Origin of the sequence: Saccharopolyspora flava, from assembly GCF_900116135.1 — a bacterium.
GTDB lineage: Bacteria > Actinomycetota > Actinomycetes > Mycobacteriales > Pseudonocardiaceae > Saccharopolyspora > Saccharopolyspora flava.
Genome location: NZ_FOZX01000001.1, coordinates 451,042 through 471,526, shown reverse-complemented (window position 1 = coordinate 471,526; position 20,485 = coordinate 451,042). Strand labels below are relative to the sequence as shown.

Annotated in this window: 20 protein-coding genes; 18 read left to right on the top strand and 2 right to left on the bottom strand. The window is 71.6% G+C overall.

What is annotated here, in order from left to right; translation table 11 throughout:
* Nucleotides 1–153: 153 nt before the first annotated feature.
* From rimP to BM424_RS02055, 7 genes are all read left to right on the top strand, one after another.
* The gene (gene rimP, locus BM424_RS02085) at nucleotides 154–711 is read left to right on the top strand and encodes a ribosome maturation factor RimP (protein ID WP_093413265.1); all 558 of its coding nucleotides are present in this window, start codon (nucleotides 154–156) and stop codon (nucleotides 709–711) included.
* The gene (gene nusA, locus BM424_RS02080; RefSeq protein WP_093413263.1) at nucleotides 708–1,778 is read left to right on the top strand and encodes a transcription termination factor NusA; all 1,071 of its coding nucleotides are present in this window, start codon (nucleotides 708–710) and stop codon (nucleotides 1,776–1,778) included. Before rimP ends, nusA begins: the two co-directional genes overlap by 4 nt.
* Nucleotides 1,779–1,865: 87 nt before the next feature.
* Complete coding sequence (locus BM424_RS02075) at nucleotides 1,866–2,207, top strand: YlxR family protein (protein ID WP_342742581.1); 342 nt, start codon at nucleotides 1,866–1,868, stop codon at nucleotides 2,205–2,207.
* Between the two features lie 92 nt (nucleotides 2,208–2,299).
* The gene (gene infB, locus BM424_RS02070; protein ID WP_093413260.1) at nucleotides 2,300–5,275 is read left to right on the top strand and encodes a translation initiation factor IF-2; all 2,976 of its coding nucleotides are present in this window, start codon (nucleotides 2,300–2,302) and stop codon (nucleotides 5,273–5,275) included.
* Nucleotides 5,276–5,339: 64 nt separating this feature from the next.
* Entirely contained in the window at nucleotides 5,340–5,633 is a 294-nt protein-coding gene (locus BM424_RS02065) for a DUF503 domain-containing protein (RefSeq protein ID WP_093413258.1), read from the top strand.
* Between the two features lie 58 nt (nucleotides 5,634–5,691).
* Complete coding sequence (rbfA, locus tag BM424_RS02060; RefSeq protein WP_093413257.1) at nucleotides 5,692–6,207, top strand: 30S ribosome-binding factor RbfA; 516 nt, start codon at nucleotides 5,692–5,694, stop codon at nucleotides 6,205–6,207.
* Nucleotides 6,208–6,335: 128 nt separating this feature from the next.
* Entirely contained in the window at nucleotides 6,336–7,325 is a 990-nt protein-coding gene (locus BM424_RS02055) for a DHH family phosphoesterase (protein ID WP_093414558.1), read from the top strand.
* Between the two features lie 7 nt (nucleotides 7,326–7,332).
* On the opposite strand, the gene BM424_RS02050 is transcribed toward BM424_RS02055, so the two are convergent.
* Complete coding sequence (locus BM424_RS02050) at nucleotides 7,333–7,872, bottom strand: CGNR zinc finger domain-containing protein (RefSeq protein ID WP_093413255.1); 540 nt, start codon at nucleotides 7,870–7,872, stop codon at nucleotides 7,333–7,335.
* Between the two features lie 67 nt (nucleotides 7,873–7,939).
* On the opposite strand from BM424_RS02050, the gene BM424_RS02045 reads away from it, so the two are divergent.
* The 10 genes from BM424_RS02045 (at nucleotide 7,940) to BM424_RS02000 (ending at nucleotide 18,429) form a co-directional block, all read left to right on the top strand.
* Entirely contained in the window at nucleotides 7,940–9,268 is a 1,329-nt protein-coding gene (locus BM424_RS02045; RefSeq protein WP_093413254.1) for an MATE family efflux transporter, read from the top strand.
* Nucleotides 9,269–9,294: 26 nt separating this feature from the next.
* Nucleotides 9,295–10,203 (top strand): tRNA pseudouridine(55) synthase TruB, encoded by a 909-nt coding sequence (gene truB, locus BM424_RS02040; protein WP_093413252.1) that lies wholly within the window; start codon nucleotides 9,295–9,297, stop codon nucleotides 10,201–10,203.
* A 273-nt stretch (nucleotides 10,204–10,476) separates the two neighbouring features.
* Entirely contained in the window at nucleotides 10,477–11,463 is a 987-nt protein-coding gene (locus tag BM424_RS02035; RefSeq protein WP_093413251.1) for a bifunctional riboflavin kinase/FAD synthetase, read from the top strand.
* 122 nt (nucleotides 11,464–11,585) lie between these two features.
* The gene (locus tag BM424_RS02030; protein ID WP_093413249.1) at nucleotides 11,586–12,068 is read left to right on the top strand and encodes a helix-turn-helix domain-containing protein; all 483 of its coding nucleotides are present in this window, start codon (nucleotides 11,586–11,588) and stop codon (nucleotides 12,066–12,068) included.
* A 16-nt stretch (nucleotides 12,069–12,084) separates the two neighbouring features.
* Nucleotides 12,085–12,645, top strand: coding sequence for an RNA 2',3'-cyclic phosphodiesterase (thpR, locus tag BM424_RS02025; RefSeq protein WP_093413248.1), 561 nt, complete (start codon nucleotides 12,085–12,087; stop codon nucleotides 12,643–12,645).
* A 150-nt stretch (nucleotides 12,646–12,795) separates the two neighbouring features.
* On the top strand, nucleotides 12,796–13,065 hold the full coding sequence (gene rpsO / locus BM424_RS02020; RefSeq protein ID WP_093413246.1) for a 30S ribosomal protein S15: 270 nt from the start codon (nucleotides 12,796–12,798) through the stop codon (nucleotides 13,063–13,065).
* A gap of 254 nt (nucleotides 13,066–13,319) precedes the next feature.
* Nucleotides 13,320–15,560 (top strand): polyribonucleotide nucleotidyltransferase, encoded by a 2,241-nt coding sequence (locus BM424_RS02015; protein ID WP_093413244.1) that lies wholly within the window; start codon nucleotides 13,320–13,322, stop codon nucleotides 15,558–15,560.
* Nucleotides 15,561–15,660: 100 nt separating this feature from the next.
* Complete coding sequence (locus BM424_RS02010) at nucleotides 15,661–17,004, top strand: M16 family metallopeptidase (protein WP_093413242.1); 1,344 nt, start codon at nucleotides 15,661–15,663, stop codon at nucleotides 17,002–17,004.
* A gap of 215 nt (nucleotides 17,005–17,219) precedes the next feature.
* The gene (dapB, locus tag BM424_RS02005; RefSeq protein WP_281248667.1) at nucleotides 17,220–17,963 is read left to right on the top strand and encodes a 4-hydroxy-tetrahydrodipicolinate reductase; all 744 of its coding nucleotides are present in this window, start codon (nucleotides 17,220–17,222) and stop codon (nucleotides 17,961–17,963) included.
* 16 nt (nucleotides 17,964–17,979) lie between these two features.
* A complete protein-coding gene (locus tag BM424_RS02000) occupies nucleotides 17,980–18,429 on the top strand; it encodes a hypothetical protein (RefSeq protein ID WP_093414556.1) in 450 nt (149 codons plus the stop codon).
* A 13-nt stretch (nucleotides 18,430–18,442) separates the two neighbouring features.
* Here the strand turns inward: BM424_RS02000 and BM424_RS01995 are convergent, their stop codons facing one another.
* Nucleotides 18,443–19,612, bottom strand: coding sequence for an FAD-dependent monooxygenase (locus BM424_RS01995; RefSeq protein ID WP_093413239.1), 1,170 nt, complete (start codon nucleotides 19,610–19,612; stop codon nucleotides 18,443–18,445).
* Nucleotides 19,613–19,681: 69 nt separating this feature from the next.
* Here BM424_RS01995 and BM424_RS01990 point away from each other — a divergent pair, with 69 nt between their 5' ends.
* Complete coding sequence (locus BM424_RS01990; protein ID WP_217649606.1) at nucleotides 19,682–20,254, top strand: TetR/AcrR family transcriptional regulator; 573 nt, start codon at nucleotides 19,682–19,684, stop codon at nucleotides 20,252–20,254.
* Nucleotides 20,255–20,485 lie beyond the last annotated feature (231 nt).

The window sequence follows — 20,485 nt, the reverse complement described above, 5'->3', positions numbered from 1 at the left end:
CCCACGTCGCGCTCGGGTGCGGGCGGACGCGATACCCTGGGCGACCGCGGCCGGGGTGCACCGGACGCGGGCCCATCGCGCCCGCGGACGAGCCCGGGTCGCCACGCATGGGGTCTGAGAACCAGACCAGAACCGAAACCTAGGAGTGCCAACGTGTCCAGCCCGCCGCGTGGTGAGATCACCGCGCAGCTGGAGCCCGTCGTCGCCGAGGCCGTGGCCGAGAAGGGCTTCGACCTCGAAGAACTAGACGTGCAGCAGGCCGGTCGTCGCCGGCTGGTCAAGGTCGTCATCGACTCCGATGACGGTGTCGGCCTCGACGACATCACCGAGGTGAGCCGTTCGGTCGCCAAGGTCCTGGACGCGCACGAGCACGTGCTGGCCGGTTCCTACACGCTGGAGGTCACCTCGCCTGGCGTGGACCGGCCCCTGACCAAGCAGCGACACTGGAAGCGCGCCCGCTACCGGCTGGTCAAGATCCGGCTGACCGGCGGCGAGCAGCTGGTGGCGCGCGTCGGCGACGCCGATGACGACGGCGTGCAGGTGCTGGTGGGCGCTGAGCTGCGCCAGGTGGCCTACCGTGAGGTGGAGCGCGCGGTGGTCGAGGTGGAGTTCCAGCAGCCACCCGCGGAGGAGTTGCGCAAGCTGGAGCGGGCTGCGAGCGGCGTTTCCCAGCAGGGGGACGACCGGGAAGACACGGAGGAGTCGAGGTGAACGTCGACATCGCGGCGCTGCGGGCGATCGAGCGCGACAAGGACATCCCGTTCGAGACGGTCCTGGAAGCGATCGAATCGGCACTGCTCACCGCATACCGTCACACCGAGGGGCACCAGCCGCACGCGCGGGTGGAGGTCGACCGCAAGACCGGCATCGTGCGGGTCATCGCGCACTCCCTCGACGCGGACGGCAGCGTCTCGGAGGAGTGGGACGACACGCCGGAGGGGTTCGGGCGGATCGCGGCGACGACCGCGCGGCAGGTCATCCTGCAGCGGCTGCGCGACGCGGAGCACGAGCGGACCTTCGGCGAGTTCGCCGCCAAGGAGGGCGAGATCATCGGCGGCGTGATCCAGCGCGACGCGCGGGCCAACTCGCGCGGCATGGTGATCGTGCAGATCGGTGACAGCGAGGGCGTCATCCCGGGTGCCGAGCAGGTGCCGGGGGAGAACTACGAGCACGGCACGCGGATCAAGTGCTACGTCTACGGCGTGGCGCGCAGCGCCCGGGGGCCGCAGATCTCGCTGTCGCGCACCCACCCGAACCTGGTCCGGCGGCTGTTCGCGCTGGAGGTCCCGGAGATCGCCGACGGCACCGTCCAGATCCCGGCGGTGGCGCGGGAGGCCGGCCACCGGTCCAAGATCGCGGTGCGGTCCACGATCAGCGGCGTCAACGCCAAGGGCGCCTGCATCGGCCCGATGGGGGCCCGGGTGCGCAACGTGATGAGCGAGCTGGGCGGCGAGAAGATCGACATCATCGACTACTCGGACGACCCGGCGACGTTCGTCGGCAACGCGCTCTCGCCCGCCAAGGTCGTCTCCGTCGAGGTGGTCGACGAGCGCACCAAGACCGCGCGGGTGATCGTGCCGGACTTCCAGCTGTCGCTGGCGATCGGCAAGGAGGGCCAGAACGCGCGGCTGGCGGCCCGGCTGACCGGCTGGCGGATCGACATCCGCAGCGATGCCGACCCGTCGTCGCCGACCACCACGAGCGGTCAGGCACCCGTGCAGCCGACCGGTCCGGACCCGGCGGTTGAGGGACTGCCCACCGTGGGTTCGGCCGAGTGACACCCTCGGGTTAGAATCGACAGCTGAGGCTCGACGCGAGGGGAGCGATCAATCCACACCAGTGCACCCGGGAATGGCGGACGCCATGTGCCGGTTCGTACCTGTGTGGGTTGTCGTACTCGGACGTCGGCTGTTGAGCTGCTACGCGTGGTGGCTGAGGTCGGTGGTTCGGGTTCCCTCGCGGTTCCCGATCCGCGGCATCGGCGACCGGGTCGGGGAGCCTGGCTGCATCCCGATCCGGCTTGCCTGCGCCTGGCCGAGCGACGCCGGGCTTTTCCGCGGGCACTTCGCGTGCCGGGATCTCTCGACACCTCAGCAGTGCAGGACCACTTGAGTGCCGGACCTCGGTCCGTCGCGGCTCAAGACATGACCGACGCGGGATCCGTCCCGCGCCAGGCAACCGAAGGAAAGCAGGTCGACCCGTCATGAATCAGCCGTGAAGCTGAAGCCATGAACGCGCATCGGCGATAGGACGAGGTCGAGCGGGACTGCCGCCCGGCCTCACCCAGATGAGGAGAGCAGTGGCAGGCAAGGCCCGCGTACATGAGCTCGCGAAAGAGCTCGGTGTCACCAGCAAGGAAGTACTGAACAAGCTCGCCGAGCAGGGCGAGTACGTCAAGTCCGCGTCGTCCACCGTGGAAGCCCCGGTGGCGCGCAGGCTTCGCGACGCCTACGCGAAGTCGTCCAAGAAGGGCGGCGACAGCGGCAAGCCCGCGCAGGGCGAGTCCAAGGCGGTCAGTACCGGAGGGGCGGCCGCCGGTTCGCCGGCGCCCAAGCCCGGACCCAAGCCCGGCCCGCGCGCCGAGGCACCCAAGCCCGGCCCGAAGCCCGGTCCGAAGCCGGGCCCCAAGCCCGAACCGAAGGCCGAGCCGGCCCCGGCCGCCCAGGCCGAGCCGCAGCAGCAGGCCCCCAAGGTCGAAGAGCCCCGGTTCGAACAGCCCAAGACCGAGCAGCCGAAGCCGGAGTCCCAGGGCGACCGGCCCAAGCCCGGCCCGAAGCCGGGCCCCAAGCCCGGTCCGAAGCCCGGTGGCGACGGCGATGCCGCGCGCCCGAAGGCGCCGAAGCCGGGCCCCAAGGCCCCGCGCGTCGGCAACAACCCGTTCGGCGTCGGCCAGGGTGCTCCGCAGCAGCGCCCGGGTCGTCCCGGTCCGGGTCCGCGTCAGGACCGCAGTGGTGGCCAGCAGGGCCCCGGTCGCGGTCGTGACGACCAGCAGCGCCGCGGTGGCGGCCAGGGGGCGGGCACCGCTCCCGCCGGTGGCGGCAACGCCCCGCGCGGTGAGGGCGGCGGTTCGCGTCCGAACCCGGGCATGATGCCTCCGCGTCCGAACCCCGGCATGATGCCTCCCCGCCCGGCTCGCGGCGGCAACGGCGGTCCCGGTGGCGGTCGCGGTCGCGGCGGTCCCGGTGGCGGCGGCGGTGGCCGCGGTCCCGGTGGCGGCGGTCGTCCCGGCGGCGGTGGCGGCGGTTTCCGCCCCGGCGGCGGTGGCGCTCCGGGTGGAGCCCCGGCCGGTGGTGGCTTCCGCGGTCGTCCCGGCGGCGGTGGCCGTCCGGGCGGTCCCGGTGGTCGCGGCGGTACCGCGGGTGCCTTCGGTCGTCCCGGCGGGCCCGCGAAGCGCGGTCGCAAGTCGAAGCGGCAGAAGCGCCAGGAGTACATGGAGAACATGCAGGCGCCGTCGGTCGGCGGCGTCCGCCTCCCGCGCGGCAACGGCGAGACCCTTCGCCTGCGCCGCGGTGCTTCGCTGACCGACTTCGCCGAGAAGATCAACGCCAACCCGGCTTCGCTGGTGCAGGCGATGTTCCACCTCGGTGAGATGGTCACCGCGACCCAGTCCGTCTCCGACGAGATCCTCGAGCTCCTCGGCCAGGAGATGAACTACAAGGTCGAGATGGTCTCCCCGGAGGACGAGGACCGGGAGCTGCTGGAGTCGTTCGACATCAGCTACGGCGACCCGGGCTCCTCCGACGAGGAGCTGGCGGCGCGTCCGCCGGTCGTGACCGTCATGGGTCACGTCGACCACGGTAAGACGCGACTGCTGGACACCATCCGGAAGGCGAACGTGCAGGCCGGCGAGGCCGGCGGCATCACCCAGCACATCGGTGCCTACCAGGTCGTGACCGAGCTGGAGGGCAACGAGCGGCCCGTCACCTTCATCGACACCCCGGGTCACGAGGCGTTCACCGCTATGCGTGCCCGCGGTGCGAAGTCGACGGACATCGCCGTGCTGGTGGTCGCCGCCGACGACGGCGTCATGCCGCAGACGGTCGAGGCGATCAACCACGCCCAGGCCGCCGGTGTGCCGATCGTGGTCGCGGTCAACAAGATCGACGTCGAGGGCGCGAACCCGGACAAGATCCGCCAGCAGCTGACCGAGTACAACCTGGTGGCCGAGGAGTACGGCGGCGACACGATGTTCGTCGAGATCTCCGCCAAGCAGGGCACCAACATCGACGGTCTGCTGGAGGCGATCCTGCTGACCGCCGACGCCTCGCTCGACCTCCGGGCCAACCCGAAGATGTCGGCGCAGGGCGTGGCGATCGAGGCGCACCTGGACCGCGGTCGCGGTCCGGTGGCCACGGTGCTGGTCCAGCGCGGCACGCTGCGGGTCGGCGACTCGGTCGTGGCCGGCGACGCCTACGGCCGCGTCCGGCGCATGATCAACGAGAACGACGAGGACGTCACCGAGGCGCTGCCGTCCCGGCCGGTCCAGGTCATCGGCTTCACGTCGGTGCCGGGTGCCGGTGACTCCTTCCTGGTGGTCGACGAGGACCGGGTCGCCCGGCAGATCGCCGACCGCCGCGGGGCCCGCATCCGCGAGGCGCAGAACGCCGCCAAGCGCAAGCGGGTCAGCCTCGAGGACCTGGACAAGGTGCTCAAGGAGACCAACCAGCTGAACCTGATCATCAAGGGCGACAACTCGGGTACCGTCGAGGCGCTCGAGGAATCCCTGATGAAGATCGAGGTCGGCGACGAGGTCGAGCTGCGGGTCATCCACCGCGGCGTCGGTGGTATCAACGAGTCCGACATCAACCTCGCCACCGCGGAGAACACCATCGTCCTGGGCTTCAACGTCCGGGCCGAGGGCAAGGCGGCCGAGGTCGCCAACCGCGAGGGCGTGGAGATCCGGTACTACTCGGTGATCTACCGGGCCATCGAGGACATCGAGCAGGCCCTCAAGGGCATGCTCAAGCCCGAGTACGAGGAGGTCGAGCTCGGCCGGGCGGAGGTCCGCGAGGTCTTCAAGTCCTCGAAGGTCGGCACGATCGCCGGTTGCATGGTCACCGACGGCATCGTCAAGCGGAACGCCAAGGCGCGCCTGCTGCGGGACAACGTGGTGGTCGCCGAGAACCTCAGCATCAACTCGCTGAAGCGGTTCAAGGACGACGCCACCGAGGTCCGCGACGGTTTCGAGTGCGGTCTGACCCTGGGGTCGTACAACGACCTCAAGATCGGCGACATCATCGAGCCGTACGAGATGCGCGAGAAGCCTCGCGACTGATGTCGAGCCCGCGCAGGGGGTCCGGTCCGGACCCCCTGCGCGGCGACGACCGGGGGATGCACCCATGTACGTCGGTGCTCTCGAGCTGGACGTGCTGCTGGGCGACGTCCACTCGTTGAAGCAGAAGCGCGCGGTCGTGCGGCCGATCCTGGCCGAACTTCGCCGTCGCTTCGAGGTCGCCGTCTCCGAAGCCGGTGACCAGGACCTCCACCGCCGCGCCCTGCTGGGCGTCGCGGCGGTTTCCGGCGACGCCTCGCACGTCCGCGACCTGCTGGACTCGTGCGAACGGCTCGTCGCCGCACGCCCAGAGATCGAACTCCTCTCCGCCCGCCAGCGCATGCTGGGACCGGAGGACTAGAACCGCCCGCCGGACCACCGCGGGCGTCGAAGCTTCTTTTGCACGAAGGAGGTGCGTCGTGGCTGATACGGCGCGCGCCCGCAGGCTGGCCAAGCGCATCGCGCAGATCGTCGCGTCCGGGCTGGAGCACGAGGTCAAGGACCCGCGGCTGGCGATGGTGACGATCACCGACGCGCGGGTCACCCCGGATCTGCGGGATGCCACGGTCTACTACACCGTGTTCGGCGACGACGCCGACTACGCCTCGACGGCGGCCGCGCTCAACAGCGCCACCGGCGTGCTGCGCTCCCGCGTCGGCGACCAGACCGGCGTGCGGTTCACCCCGACGCTGACGTTCGTCGCCGACACCGTGCCGGACCAGGCTCGCCGGATGGAGGAGCTGCTGGCCAAGGCCAAGGAGGCCGACGACGAGGTCGCCCGGCTCGCCTCGGGCGCCGTCCCGGCCGGTGACGCCGACCCGTACCGCACCAGCCCGGTCGACGACGACACCGACGATGACGAGGACGCCACCGACGGTGCCGATGACGAGGACGTTTCCGACGCCGATGTGCGTCGTGGCCCACAAGGTGGTTGAGTCGCGGCGCTGAATCGGGTGCGTTGGTCACCGGCGGCCGGAGCGGGCCGCCGGTGACGTGGAGGTGACGTGTGCGCGGGCAACCCGAGACCGCAGGCCCCCAGGGCAGCCCCGGCGGGGGCGAGTCCCTGGACGAGGCCGTCGCGGTCGCCGCGGGCACGCTCGCGGCCGCACCGGACGTGACCCTGCTCGGGCACGTCAACCCCGACGCCGACGCCCTGGGCAGCGCGCTGGCGCTGGGCCGGGCGCTCAAGGCCCGCGGCGCCACCGTGCGGGTGTCCTTCGGGCATCCGGACGAGCCCGCGCACTCGCTGCGCGACCTCGACGCCGACGGGCTGGTCGTGCCGCCGTCGGAGGTGCCCGCGGCGCCGCCGCTGCTGGTGGTGTGCGATTCGGGCAGCCTCGGCCGGTTGGGCAGGCTCGCCGACCGGGTCAAGGCGACCATCGCCGCCGGCGGTGAGGTGATCGTGGTGGATCACCACCTGGCCAACACCCGCTACGGCACGCAGCACGTCATCGACGAATCGGCCGAGGCCACGGTGCTGCTCGTGCTGCGCCTGCTCGACGAGCTCGGCGCCGAGCTGGACCTGCCGATCGCCCGCTGCCTGTACGCGGGTCTGGTGACCGACACCCGGTCGTTCCGGCACGCCGGTGCCGAGGTGCACCGGGTCGCGGCCCGGCTGATCGACGCCGGTGTCGATCCGGAGGCGACGACGAAACCGCTGATGGACACGCATCCGTTCGGGTTCATGGGCATGCTCGCCGGGGTTCTCGGCCGGGCCGTGCTGGAACCGTCGGCCGCGCACGGGCTGGGCTTCGTGCACGCCACCGTCCGCAGGTCCGATGCCGACGGGATGGGCAGCGAGGACGTCGACAGCGTCATCGACATCATCCGCACCACCGGTGAGGCCGAGGTGGCGGCGGTGCTCAAGGAGATCGGCGCAGGCCACTGGTCGGTGTCGCTGCGCGCCGACAGCCGCGTCGACGTCAGCCGCGCCGCCAACGCCTGCGGCGGCGGGGGCCACCGCCTCGCGTCCGGCTTCACGGCCCGGGGCGAGGAGCAGGAGATCCTCGCGGCGATCCGCAAGGCCCTCGACGAGGCGCCGCTGATCCCGTGACCCGGGGTCAGGCGCGCTTGCGGGCGCGGAAGGCCGCGACGTGGACGCGGTTGGCGCAGCGGGGGGAGCAGAAGCGCTTGGCCTGGTTGGTCGAGGTGTCGAGGAAGTAGGTCCGGCACGCCTCGGCTTGGCAGCGGCCCCAGCGGTGGGTGCCGTGGTGGACGATGCCCTGGGCCAGGCCCCAGGCCGCGGCGGCGACGACCTCGTCGGCGGCGGGGGCGTCCGGGCCCGCGACGTGGACGTGCCAGTTGGGGGTCCCGTCGTGACCGCCGTGCCCGGAGAGCCGGGGTCGTGGCGGATGGGCGGCGAGCAGGGCGTTGACCTCCGCGCGGACCGCGCCGTCGGAGTCGGGGCCGGGGGAGTCGACCATCGTGGCCAGCGCTCGGCGCAGGCTCTCGGCGACCTCGCGCAGCAGCGGCAGGTCGGCTTCGCGGACCCGGTCGGCCCACCAGGGCTCCTCGTGCAGCGCGGCGCGAACCGACTCGACGTCGGTCAGGTCGGCGTTGGCGAGCCGGAGCGCGACCTCGGTGTAATCGGCGCTATCCACAGCCGCTCCTTACCGCTAGTCTGTGTCAGGGGCGAACCCACACATCGCAGCTTACAAGGGGGATGACGTGTCCGAGGCCGGGGAACGGGTGTCACCGCGCAAGGTGCTGGGGCTCGCGGTCCCCGCGCTCGGCGTGCTGGCCGCCGAGCCGCTGTACGTTCTGGTCGACACCGCCGTGGTCGGCCACCTCGGCGCCGTCCCGCTGGCCGGGCTCGCGCTCGGCGGCACCCTGTTCACGCTGGTCTCCAGCCAGCTGACCTTCCTCACCTACGGCACCACCGCCCGCACCGCGCGGCTGCACGGCGCCGGGCGGCGCACCGAGGCCGTCGCTGAAGGCGTGCAGGCCACCTGGCTCGGCGTCGCCGTCGGCGTGATCCTCTCGCTGCTCGCCCAGCTCGTCGCCACCCCCGTCGCCGAACTGCTCGCCGGACCCGGACCGGTCGCCGACGCCGCCGGGACCTGGTTGCGCATCGCGCTGTGCGGGGCGCCGCTGGTGCTGATCACCATGGCCGGCAACGGCTGGATGCGCGGGGTGCAGGACACCGTCCGCCCGCTGCGCTACACGCTCATCGGCAACGGCGTCTCCGCCGTGCTGTGCCCGATCCTCGTCTACCCGATGGGCCTGGGCCTGGAGGGTTCGGCGATCGCGAACCTGATCGGCCAGACCATCGCCGCCGCCCTGTTCATCCGCGCCCTGCTCGTCGAGAAGGCCCCGCTGCGCCCGGACTGGACGAAGATGCGCGCCCAGCTCGGCATGGGCCGCGACCTGGTGCTGCGCACCCTCGCCTTCCAGGTCTGCTTCCTGTCGGCGACCTCGGTGGCCGCGCGCACCGGCGCCGAGACGGCCGCCGCGCACCAGGTCGTGTGGCAGCTGTGGATGTTCCAGTCGCTGGTGCTGGACTCGCTGGCCATCGCCGCCCAATCGCTGGTCGGCGCCGCGCTGGGCAGCGGATCGGTGCCGCGCGCCAAGGCCGTCGCCAAGCAGGTCACCTGGTACAGCCTGGTGTTCGGCTGCGGCCTGGCGGTGTTCTTCACCGCCGTGTCCGGGGTGCTGCCGTCGGTGTTCACCACCGACGCCGCCGTGCTCGCCGAGATGCCGCACGCCTGGTGGTTCTTCGTCGCGGTCCAGCCCGTGGCGGGCGTGGTGTTCGCGCTCGACGGGGTGTTCCTCGGCGCCGGCGACGCCGCCTACCTGCGCACCGCGACGATCCTCAGCGCCGTGATCGGCTACCTGCCGCTGATCTGGCTGGCTCTGGCCTTCGGCTGGGGCCTGGCCGGGATCTGGACCGGGCTGAGCCTGTTCATGGTGCTGCGGATGGTGACGCTGCTGCTGCGGGCGCGCTCCGGCAAGTGGGCCGTCACCGGCGCCACCCGCGAGGCCGCCGCGCCGGCCTGATCCCGGGTCGGGAATGATGGTTCGCCGTGTCCGCGCAATCCCGCAACCAGAGTCCCGCCGTCCCGCCCGGCCTGCTGATCGTCGACAAGCCGGCCGGGATGACCTCGCACGACGTCGTCTCCCGAGTCCGCCGCATCATGGGCACCCGCAAGGTCGGGCACGCCGGAACGCTGGACCCGATGGCCACCGGCGTGCTGGTGCTCGGCCTGGAACGGGCGACCAAGCTGCTCGGCCACCTCGCGCTGGACACCAAGGCCTACCTGGCGACCATCACGCTCGGGGCCGCCACCAGCACCGATGACGCCGAGGGCGAGGTGCTGTCCACGACCGACGCCGCCGACGTGGACGAGACCGCGATCCGCGACGGCGTCGCCGCGCTCACCGGCGACCTGCAGCAGGTGCCCAGCGCGGTCAGCGCCGTGAAGATCAACGGGCGGCGCGCGTACGAGATCGCCCGCAGCGGCGAGACCGTCGAGCTCGAAGCCCGCCCGGTCACCGTCTCCCGCTTCGACGTGCTCGCGCTGCGCCGCACCGAGACCACCACCGAGCTCGACGTGCTGGTCGAGTGCTCCTCCGGCACCTACGTGCGCGCCCTGGCCCGCGACCTCGGCGAGGCGCTCGAAGTCGGCGGCCACCTCACCGCCCTGCGCCGCACCCGCGTCGGCCCGTTCGGCCTGGCCACCGCCCGGACGCTCGACCAGCTGGAGGAGGCCCCGGAGCTCTCGATGGGCCTGGACCAGGCCGTCGAGACCGCCTTCCCCCGTCGCAACGTCGACGCGAAGACCGCTCGGGCGCTCTCCCACGGTCAGGTCGTCACGGCTGCCGGGGTGGAGGGGACCTACGGGATGTTCGACCCCGACGGTCGGGCTGTGGCGCTGGTGCGCGATCGCGGCCGCACAGCCAAAGCCGTCCTGGTGATCGTTCCTGGGAACTGACAACTACTCCGTGGTCTTTTTGCTTGGCGGTGCGGGTAGCGGAACCTGACACGCCTTCTGGCTCCGGGATCCGAGGCTTATGTATGCCAATACACGGCGCGTCGGCTGTCCTCCCCAGAAGACGTGTCAGAACCCGCGGCGGTGCAAGCGCCTGAGGTGGGGTACTGAGAAACCGCCTGCGGCGGTTGCCTGACGGGGTGGGGGTTCGGCCGTTCGTTCTGTGTGGTCCACCGCTCGGTGCTCGATTCGGTTCGGCAAGTAGGCTTCTGGACCGTGCAGCGTTGGCGTGGTTTGGAGCAGCTTCCCGGTGGTTGGGGCCGTTGTGTCGTCACCATCGGTGTCTTCGACGGGGTGCACCGCGGGCACCAGAAACTCATCGCGCACGCGGTGCAGCAGGCTCGGCGGCGCGGGGTGCCCTGCGTGCTGATGACCTTCGACCCGCACCCGGCGGAGGTGGTGCGCCCGGGCAGTCACCCGGCGCAGCTGACCACCCTGCGGCGTCGTGCCGAGCTCGTCGAGCAGCTCGGGGTGGACGTGTTCTGCGTGCTGCCGTTCACCCGCGAGATGTCGAAGGTGCCCGCCGAGGGCTTCGCGCACGAGGTCCTGGTGGACAAGCTGCACGCGGCCGAGGTCGTGGTGGGGGAGAACTTCACCTTCGGCCACAAGGCGGCGGGCAACATCGACCTGCTCACCAAGCTCGGCGAGCGGTTCGGCTTCGAGGTCGCCTCCGACGCGCTGGTGTCGGGCCCGGTGGAGCGCTCGGACGACCACGACGGCACCTCGGTCACGTTCTCCTCGACCTACATCCGCGCCTGCATCGACGCCGGTGACGTCGTCGCCGCGGCCTCGGCGCTGGGCCGGTACCACCGGGTGGAGGGCATCGTGGTGCGCGGTGCGGGCCGCGGCGGCAAGGAGCTCGGCTTCCCGACCGCGAACCTGTCCACCCCGGACTACACCGCCATCCCCGCCGACGGCGTCTACGCGGCCTGGTTCACCCACCGCACGCGCGGCGCGGACCAGCCGGGCCCGGCGATGCCGGCGGCGGTGTCGGTGGGCAGCAACCCGACCTTCTCCGGCACCGAGCGCACCGTCGAGGCCTTCGTGCTCGATGTGGACGCCGACTTCTACGGCGAGCACGTGGAACTCGACTTCGTGCAGCGGCTGCGCCCGATGGAGCGCTACGACTCGGTGCAGGCGCTGGTGGACCAGATGAACGCCGACGTCGCCGAGACCCGCCGGATCCTCGGAGTGCGCGAGTGAGCTCCGCCGCTCCGATGCACGGGTTTTCGGATTCACGTCCCCGCGCGGCCGGTGAGCTGGCAGGATTCGAGTCCGAATCGGTCCGGGTTCGCCGGACGGGTGGCCACGCAGGGGGAGTGAAGGTGTCGGAGAGCAGCAGCGTCCAGCGGAACCTGGCTCTGCAGCGGCAGTGGTACGGCGAGCCGCTGGGGGACCGGGTGCGTCGTCTGGTCGTGGCCTTCCGCATCTCGCAGGCCCAGCTGGCCGACGTGCTCGGCATCAGCGCGCCGATGCTCAGCCAGGTGATGAGCGGACGCCGCGCCAAGATCGGCAACCCGCAGGTGCTGGCCCGGCTGGTGATGCTGGAGCGCAAGGTCCTCGTCCCCGGTGTCGCGGCGGGCGAGTCGGACGCGATCAAGCAGGCGCTGGAGGACGTGCGCCAGTCGCAGCCCTCCGTCGGCCGCGACAACCTGCCGGTCAAGCAGGTCACCAACGGCGAGCAGATCGCCTGGCCGGTGCTGCTGGAGGTCGCCAAGCCCACCGAGCTGGAGGCCGCCGCCTCCCTCCTGGAGGGGCGCTACCCGCGTCTGGCCGGATTGCTGCGGCGGGCCGCCGACAGCGAGTAGGCGCGATACTCGCGGGATGCGGCTGTTCACCGCGCTGCGGCCGTCCGAGGAGGCGGTGCGGCACCTCGCCGAGGTCATCGCGGGCCTGGACCCGGGCCGGGTGCGCGAGGCGACGGCGGGTCTGCGCGGGTTCCGGTTCACCGCGGCCGAGCGCTGGCACCTCACCCTGCGGTTCCACGGCGACGACGCCGACCCCGACCGGGTCGCCGAGCGCCTGGACCGCCGCCTGGCGCGGCTGCGCACCGGGCCGCTGGAGCTGCGGCTGAGCGGCGCGGGCACGTTCCGGGGCGTGCTGTGGACCGGGGTCGAACCCGCCGGTGACGGCGACCGGCGGGCGCTGCGCGAGCTGGTCGGCGCGGCTGGGGGCGACCCGGCCGGGTTCCGGGCGCACCTGACCGTCGCCCGCTGGTCGTCGGGCCGCGCGGACCGGCGGGCGGTCGCGGGCCTGCTCGCGGACTACGCCGGCCCGTGGTGGACGGTTGGCGAACTCGCGGTGATGCGCAGTGACCTGGGCGGAAGCGCTCCGGTGCACCGGCTGGTGCACCGCGCGCCGCTGACGCGCGAGGAGTCGGGGTAACCGGGGCGAGCAGGCCTTCCCTGTTATCCTGGCCTGTGGATCGGCTGCAGTCCGTGGTGGCCGAATTCCGAGGTGACCGGCCCGCGCGGCCCGGTCCCCGCAGGCGGTCGTCCGCCGACTGGCACGGGACATGTGAAGAAGGAGCATTTCGTGGCGCTGTCCACTGACGAGAAGAAGCAGATCCTGGCCGAGTACGGCCTGAAGGACGGCGACACCGGTTCGCCGGAGGCCCAGGTGGCCCTGCTGACCAAGCGGATCACCGGCCTGACCGAGCACCTCAAGCAGCACAAGCACGACCACCACTCGCGTCGTGGCCTGCTGCTGATGGTGGGTCGCCGCCGTCGTCTGCTCAACTACCTGACCAAGGTGGACATCGAACGCTACCGTTCGCTGATCCAGCGACTCGGTCTGCGTCGTTGACATGACGCCGGGGGGAGTGGCCGCGGGCCGCTCCCCCCGGTGCGTAAAACCGGGCGGTGCCTAGCAGGCGCCGTCAGCAACTCAACAGAGCGCTCACGGTGGCAAGCACTGGGTGCAGGCGTCCGCCGGTCCTCGGTAGTGGCTGCCGGGCAGTCGTCACGAGACGGTCCCGGGAGCTTCGATCGATGGCCGGCCTTGTCGGATCACCGATCCGGATGCTCCTGCCGTGGGCGTAGTGACGATAGGGAGTCACCTTGACTGAAGCGATCGAAGAGGGCGTGTACGAGTCGACCGCCGTGCTGGACAACGGCGCGTTCGGCACCCGTACCGTTCGTTTCGAGACCGGCCGGCTCGCGAAGCAGGCCGCCGGGAGCGTCGTCGCGTACCTCGACGACGAAACCATGCTGCTGTCGGCCACCACGGCCTCCAAGCAGCCGAAGGAGCACTTCGACTTCTTCCCGCTGACCGTCGACGTCGAAGAGCGGATGTACGCCGCGGGCCGCATCCCCGGCTCGTTCTTCCGCCGCGAGGGGCGTCCGTCGACCGACGCGATCCTGACCTGCCGGCTGATCGACCGCCCGCTGCGCCCGTCGTTCGTCGACGGCCTGCGCAACGAGGTCCAGGTCGTGGTCACCGTCATGAGCCTCAAGCCGGGCGACCTGTACGACGTGCTGGCGATCAACGCCGCGTCGGCGTCGACCCAGGGCTCGGGCCTGCCGTTCTCCGGCCCGATCGGTGCCACCCGCATGGCGCTGATCGACGGCCAGTGGGTCGCGTTCCCGACCCACGAGCAGCTCGAGCGCGCCGTGTTCGACATGGTCGTCGCGGGCCGCGTCGTCGGTGACGACGTCGCGATCATGATGGTCGAGGCCGAGGCCACCGAGAAGACCGCCGAGCTCGTCGACGGCGGCGCCCAGGCGCCGACCGAGGAGATCGTGGCCGCCGGTCTGGAGGCCGCCAAGCCCTTCATCCGCAGCCTGTGCGTGGCCCAGCAGCAGCTGGCCCAGGCCGTGAACAAGGAGACCCAGGAGTTCCCGGTCTTCCCGGCCTACCAGGACGACGCCTACACCGCCGTCGAGTCGGCCGCCTCCACCGAGCTGGCCGAGGCGCTGAAGATCGCCGGCAAGCAGGAGCGCGAGACCCGTCTCGACGAGATCAAGGCGTCGCTGCTGGAGAAGGTCGGCACCGGCGAGGGCGAGGCCTTCGAGGGCCGCGAGAAGGAGATCGGCGCGGCGTTCCGCTCGCTGACCAAGAAGCTGGTCCGGCAGCGCATCATCCGCGACCAGGTCCGCATCGACGGCCGCAGCCTGACCGACATCCGCAGCCTGTCCGCCGAGGTCGGCGTGATCCCGCGGACCCACGGTTCGGCGCTGTTCGAGCGCGGCGAGACCCAGATCCTGGGCGTGTCCACGCTGAACATGCTGCGGCTGGAGCAGACCATCGACTCGCTCTCCCCGGAGACGACGAAGCGGTACATGCACCACTACAACTTCCCGCCGTACTCGACCGGTGAGACCGGCCGGGTGGGCAGCCCGAAGCGTCGCGAGATCGGCCACGGTGCGCTGGCCGAGCGCGCGCTGGTCCCGGTGCTGCCCTCGCGCGAGGAGTTCCCGTACGCCATCCGGCAGGTCTCCGAGGCCCTGGGCTCCAACGGTTCGACCTCGATGGGCTCGGTCTGCGCCTCGACGCTGTCCCTGCTCAACGCGGGTGTGCCGCTGAAGGCCCCGGTCGCGGGCATCGCGATGGGCCTGGTCTCCGACGAGGTCGACGGCAAGACCCACTACGTGGCGCTGACCGACATCCTCGGTGCCGAGGACGCCTTCGGCGACATGGACTTCAAGGTCGCGGGCACGAAGGACTTCGTGACCGCCCTGCAGCTGGACACCAAGCTGGACGGCATCCCGTCCGAGGTGCTGGCGCAGGCGCTGGGCCAGGCGCGCGACGCCCGGTTCACCATCCTGGAGGTCATGGCCGAGGCCATCGGCAAGCCCGACGAGATGAGCCCGCACGCCCCGCGCGTGACCTCGGTGAACATCCCGGTGGACAAGATCGGCGAGGTCATCGGCCCGAAGGGCAAGATGATCAACTCGATCACCGAGGAGACCGGCGCCGAGATCACCATCGAGGACGACGGCACCATCTACGTGGGTGCGGCCGACGGCCCGTCCGCGGAGGCGGCGATCGACAAGATCAACGCCATCGCCAACCCGCAGCTGCCGAAGGTCGGCGAGCGCTTCCTGGGCACCGTGGTCAAGACCGCGGCCTTCGGCGCGTTCGTCTCGCTGCTGCCGGGCAAGGACGGCCTGGTGCACATCTCCAAGCTGGGCAACGGCAAGCGCATCGGCAAGGTCGAGGACGTGGTCAACGTCGGCGACAAGCTGCGCGTGGAGATCGCCGACATCGACAACCGCGGCAAGATCAGCCTGATCGTGGTCAACGACGAGGAGGAGTCCTCGGAGGGCGCCGCGGCTCCGGCCGAGGCCGCGGCCGAGTGATCCGCTGAATTCCGCCGATACGGCCCGTCCCGGTCAGCCGGGGCGGGCCGTATTGTCGTGGGTGCGCGGGGTTCGCGCGCGGAGGCGACGAAACAGGGATATGAAGCAGCAGCACAAGCAGACAGCCGGACACCTGCAGCGTCCCGGGACGACCCGGGTTCTCGGGCACAACGGAGCCGCCGAAGTGCGGCGCACGGTCCTGCCGGGCGGGTTGCGGGTGGTCACCGAACCGGTCCCCGGCGTCCGCTCGGCGTCGGTGGGCATCTGGGTCGGCGTCGGGTCGCGCGACGAGACCCGCGCGCAGGCCGGGGCCGCGCACTACCTGGAGCACCTGCTGTTCAAGGGCACCGCGAAGCGGACCGCGGTGGGCATCGCGCAGGAGATCGACGCGGTCGGCGGTGAGCTCAACGCCTTCACCTCCAAGGAGCACACCTGCTACTACGCGCACGTCCTCGACGAGGACCTGCCGCTGGCGGTCGACATGCTCTGCGACGTGGTCTTCGACGCGATCAACGACGCCGCCGACGTCGACGTCGAGCGCAGCGTGGTGCTGGAGGAGATCGCGATGCGCGACGACGACCCCGAGGACCTGCTGCACGAGCTGTTCTCCACCGCCGTGCTGGGCGACAGTCCGCTGGGGCGCTCGGTGCTGGGCACCGAGGAGTCGATCACCGAGATGACCCGCAACCGGGTCCACGGCTTCTACCGGCGCAGCTACCGGATGCCGAAGATGGTCGTGGCCGTGGCGGGCAACGTCGAGCACGCCAAGGTCGTGCGGCTGGTCCGCAAGGCTCTGGGCGACCGGCTGACCGGCGACGAGCGCCCGGAGGAGCCGCGCGGCGGCCGGGCGCGGCTGCCCAAGCAGGAGCCGCTGGTGCTGCAGCCCGACGACACCGAGCAGACCCACCTGCTGCTGGGCTGCCGGGGCCTGGACCGCTACGACGAGCGGCGGTTCGCGCTCGGCGTGCTCAACGCGGCGCTGGGCGGCGGCATGAGTTCGCGGCTGTTCCAGGAGATCCGGGAGAGCCGGGGGCTGGCGTACTCGGTGTACTCGTCGAGCACGGCCTACTCGGACGCGGGCACCTTCTCGGTCTACGCGGGGTGCACGCCGGAGCGCCTGGGCGAGGTCGCGTCGGTGACGCGCTCGGTGCTGGCCGACGTCGCCGCGAACGGGCTGTCGCCGGAGGAGGTCGACCGCGGCCGCGGTCAGCTGCGCGGCGGTCTCGTCCTGGGGCTGGAGGACAGCGCGGCCCGGATGAGCCGGATCGGCAAGACCGAGCTCAACTACGGCCGCCACTACACCGTCGAGGAGACCCTCGCCAAGATCGAGGCGGTCACCCCCGAGGACGTCGCCGCGCTGGCCCGCGACCTCCTCAACCGCCCCTTCACCACCGCGGTCGTCGGGCCCTACAAGACTCCCGAGGACCTCCCGGAGGGCGTGTAGCGCACCCGGCGACAGTTTTAGCCATAATCACCCATGATCAACATCCGTTTTGTCCGGTCAGTTATGGCTAAAACTGCCTCGATGCTGGAGGGACGCGCGCACGCCGGCGCACGCGGGATGGTGTTGGTCACCGCGCGGGGTGGGGCGCCCGGCGCGCCCGGGGCGGGTGCCTAGACTCCGGGGCAGCAGCGTCGTTGCGGAGAGGTGTATCCACGGTGATCAAGGTTGGTGTGCTGGGCGCCCGCGGGCGGATGGGTTCCGAGGCCGTGCGAGCCGTCGGCGAGGCCGCCGACACCGAGGTCGTCGCCGAGGTCGACCACGACGACCCGATCGAGCGGCTCGTCGAGTCCGGCGCGCAGGTCGCCGTCGACCTCACCCACCCCGACGCCGTGCTGAACAACATCCGCTTCTGCGTCGACAACGGCATCAACGTCGTGGTCGGCACCAGCGGCCTCGGCCCCGCCGAGCTGGACTCCATCCGCTCCTGGCTGGCCGACAAGCCCGAGGTCGGCGTGATCGTGGCGCCGAACTTCGCCATCGGCGCGGTGCTGTCCATGCGGTTCGCCGAGCTGGCCGCCAAGTACTTCGACTCCGCCGAGATCGTCGAGCTGCACCACCCGAAGAAGGCCGACGCGCCCTCGGGCACCGCGGCCCGCACCGCGCACGTCATCGGCCAGGCCCGCCAGGAGGCCGGTCTCGGCGCGATGCCCGACGCCACCACCAAGGACCCCGACGGCGCGCGCGGCGCCGAGGTCGACGGCGTCCGGGTGCACGCGGTGCGGATGACCGGCCTGGTCGCGCACCAGGAGGTCCTCTTCGGCACCGAGGGCGAGACGCTGACCATCCGGCACGACTCCTACGACCGCCGCTCGTTCATGCCGGGCGTGCTGCTGGGCGTCCGCGAGGTCGGCGGCCGGCCGGGCCTGACCGTGGGGCTCGACGCGCTCATGGGGATCTGAGGTGGCCAAGCCGCTGATGACCGCGCGCACCGCGGCGTTCGTGGTCGCGCTGGTGCTGCTGGTCTACCTGGTGCTGATGGGCGGTCGCGCGATCACGATGATCGCCAGCGGCGAACCGGTGTTCATCGTGCTGGGGCTGGCGATCCTGGTGTTCCCGGTGCTGGGCGCGGTGCTGGTCGTCGACCAGCTGCGCTTCGGCGCCTCCACCGAGCGGCTGGCCCGCAGGCTCGACGACGAGGGCGCGCTGCCCGACGTCTCGCACCTGCCGCGCCGCCCGTCGGGCCGGGTCGAGCGCGAGGCGGCCGACGAGTGGTTCGACGCCAAGCAGGCCGAGCTGGAGTCCTCGCCGCAGGACTGGCGCCGCTGGTTCGCCCTCGCGCAGGCCTACGACCTGGCAGGTGACCGCAACCGCGGCCGCAAGGCCATGCGCAAGGCCATCGACCTGGAGCGCGACGACAACTCCTGAGCCGCAGGCGGATTCAGCCCAGCGCCGCGGCTTCGGCGTCGTGCTGGTGGATCCACCGCAGCGTGTCCGGGATCGCCGCGAGCCGCCGGTCGCGCTCGTCAGCGTCCGGCCCGTCGGCCAGGTGCAGCAGGACCGAGGCCACCCACGAGCTGCGCTGCACCGCGCGCGTGCGGGGGCGGCGCAGCCGTTCGTAGCGGGGCAGCGCCTCGTCCGGCGGGAAGCGGTGCAGCAGTGCGGCGAGGGTGGCCGCGTCCTCGATGGACTGGTTCGCGCCCTGACCGTGGTGCGGCAGCATCGCGTGCGCGGCGTCGCCGAGCAGCACCACGCCGCCCCGGTGCCAGCGGGGCAGCGGTTCCTGCCCGAACAGGGCCCACCGCTTGTGCAGCTCGGTCGCCGCGACCATCTCGCGCACGCCCGGGTGCCAGTCGTGGAACGGCGCGCGGAGCCGGTCGGCGGGGACGTCCTCCACCCAGCTGGAGCCGGTCCACGTCGGCGGATCGTCCACCACGGCCAGGAAGTTGATGAAGGAGCCGTCGCCGATCGGGTAGTGCAGCACGTGCGCGCCGGGCCCCATCCAGAACTGGATGGCCCCCGGATCGGGCAGCGAGAGCATCGCGTCGACGGGGATGAGTCCCCGGAAACCGCTGGTGCCCGAGTACCGCGCGGGTTCCTCGTCGGCGACCCACCGGCGCACCGTGGAGTGCACGCCGTCGGCGCCCACGACCAGATCGGCGTGCGCGGTGGAACCGTCGGCGAAAACCAGCTCGTAGCCCGAGTTCCGGGACGCGACGTCGACGAGCCGGTGGTCGAGGTGGAGCTCTCCGCAGGCCTCGGCCAGGGCGGCCTGGAGGTCCGCGCGGTGCACCCCGTAGTACGGCGCGCCGAACCGCGCTTCGTAGTCGTCTCCGGCGGTGAACGCGGCGACGCGCCGGCCTGAGCGCCAGTGCCGGTAGATCAGCTCGGCGGGCACGGCGCTGCGGGAGGCCAGCCGGTCGCGCAGGCCGAGGGCGTGCAGCACGCGCGTGCCGTTGGCCGACAGCGCCACGGCCGCGCCGACCTCCCGCAGCTCGCCGGCCCGCTCGTAGACCGCGGCGCGGATTCCCTTGCGCCGCAACGCGATCGCGAGCGTGAGCCCGCCGATCCCGGCGCCGATGATCGCCACCGATGGTGACTTCGTCGTCATGCGCACCCCCTCTTGTACCGATCGGTACAGAAATTGGACGGTAGTTGTACCGATCGGTACGGTCAAGGGGTGAGTCCCCGAGGCGACAAGCGCGCCCAGCTGCTGGCCAAGGCCGTCGACGACCTCGCCGAGCACGGCATCGCCGACCTGTCCCTCGCGCCGATGGCGGAGAGGCTGGGCACCAGCAAGCGCATGCTGATCTACTACTTCGGCAGTCGTGACGCGCTCATCGCCGAGGCGATCGCCGCGAGCCGGCCCGACGTCTCCGACCTGTTCCACGACGTCCGCGACACCGCCGACCTGGAGAAGGCGGCGTGGGTGCTGTGGGAGGCGATCACGCGCGGACGTCAGCGGAGGCCGATCCGGATCCTGTTCCAGGTGCTGAGCCTGGCTCCGACCCAGCCCGAGCGCTACGCCGCGCTCGCCGCCGACGCCGTCCGGGCGATGGTCGAGCCGCTCGTGCCCGTCTACCGCGCGCTCGGATTCGGCGAGCTGGAGGCGCGGTCGCGCGCGAGCCTGCTCATCTCGGGGCTGCGCGGGTTGTGCCAGGACCGGATCGTGACCGGTGACGACGAGCGGATCGAGGCGGCCGCCGACGTGCTGATCCGGGCCGCCGCGGCGGGGGAGAACCGGAAATCCTAAGCGCGGACCGAATTCGGCGGATACCGCCGTTCGGTCTACTGATCGCCTTTACCAGGCGATTCTCAGGAAGCTCGTGGGAGGGTTTCCCACAACGTGGTTGAAAGTTGACACTCCTCGGGACGTTCCCGACTATTACTGCCATGTCCAGGTTCGCCTGTCTGGTGGCTCGCCTGCATGTCGATCTCCGGCAGCAGGCCAGCGCGCTCTGTCACGCATAAGCGACCGCTTTCT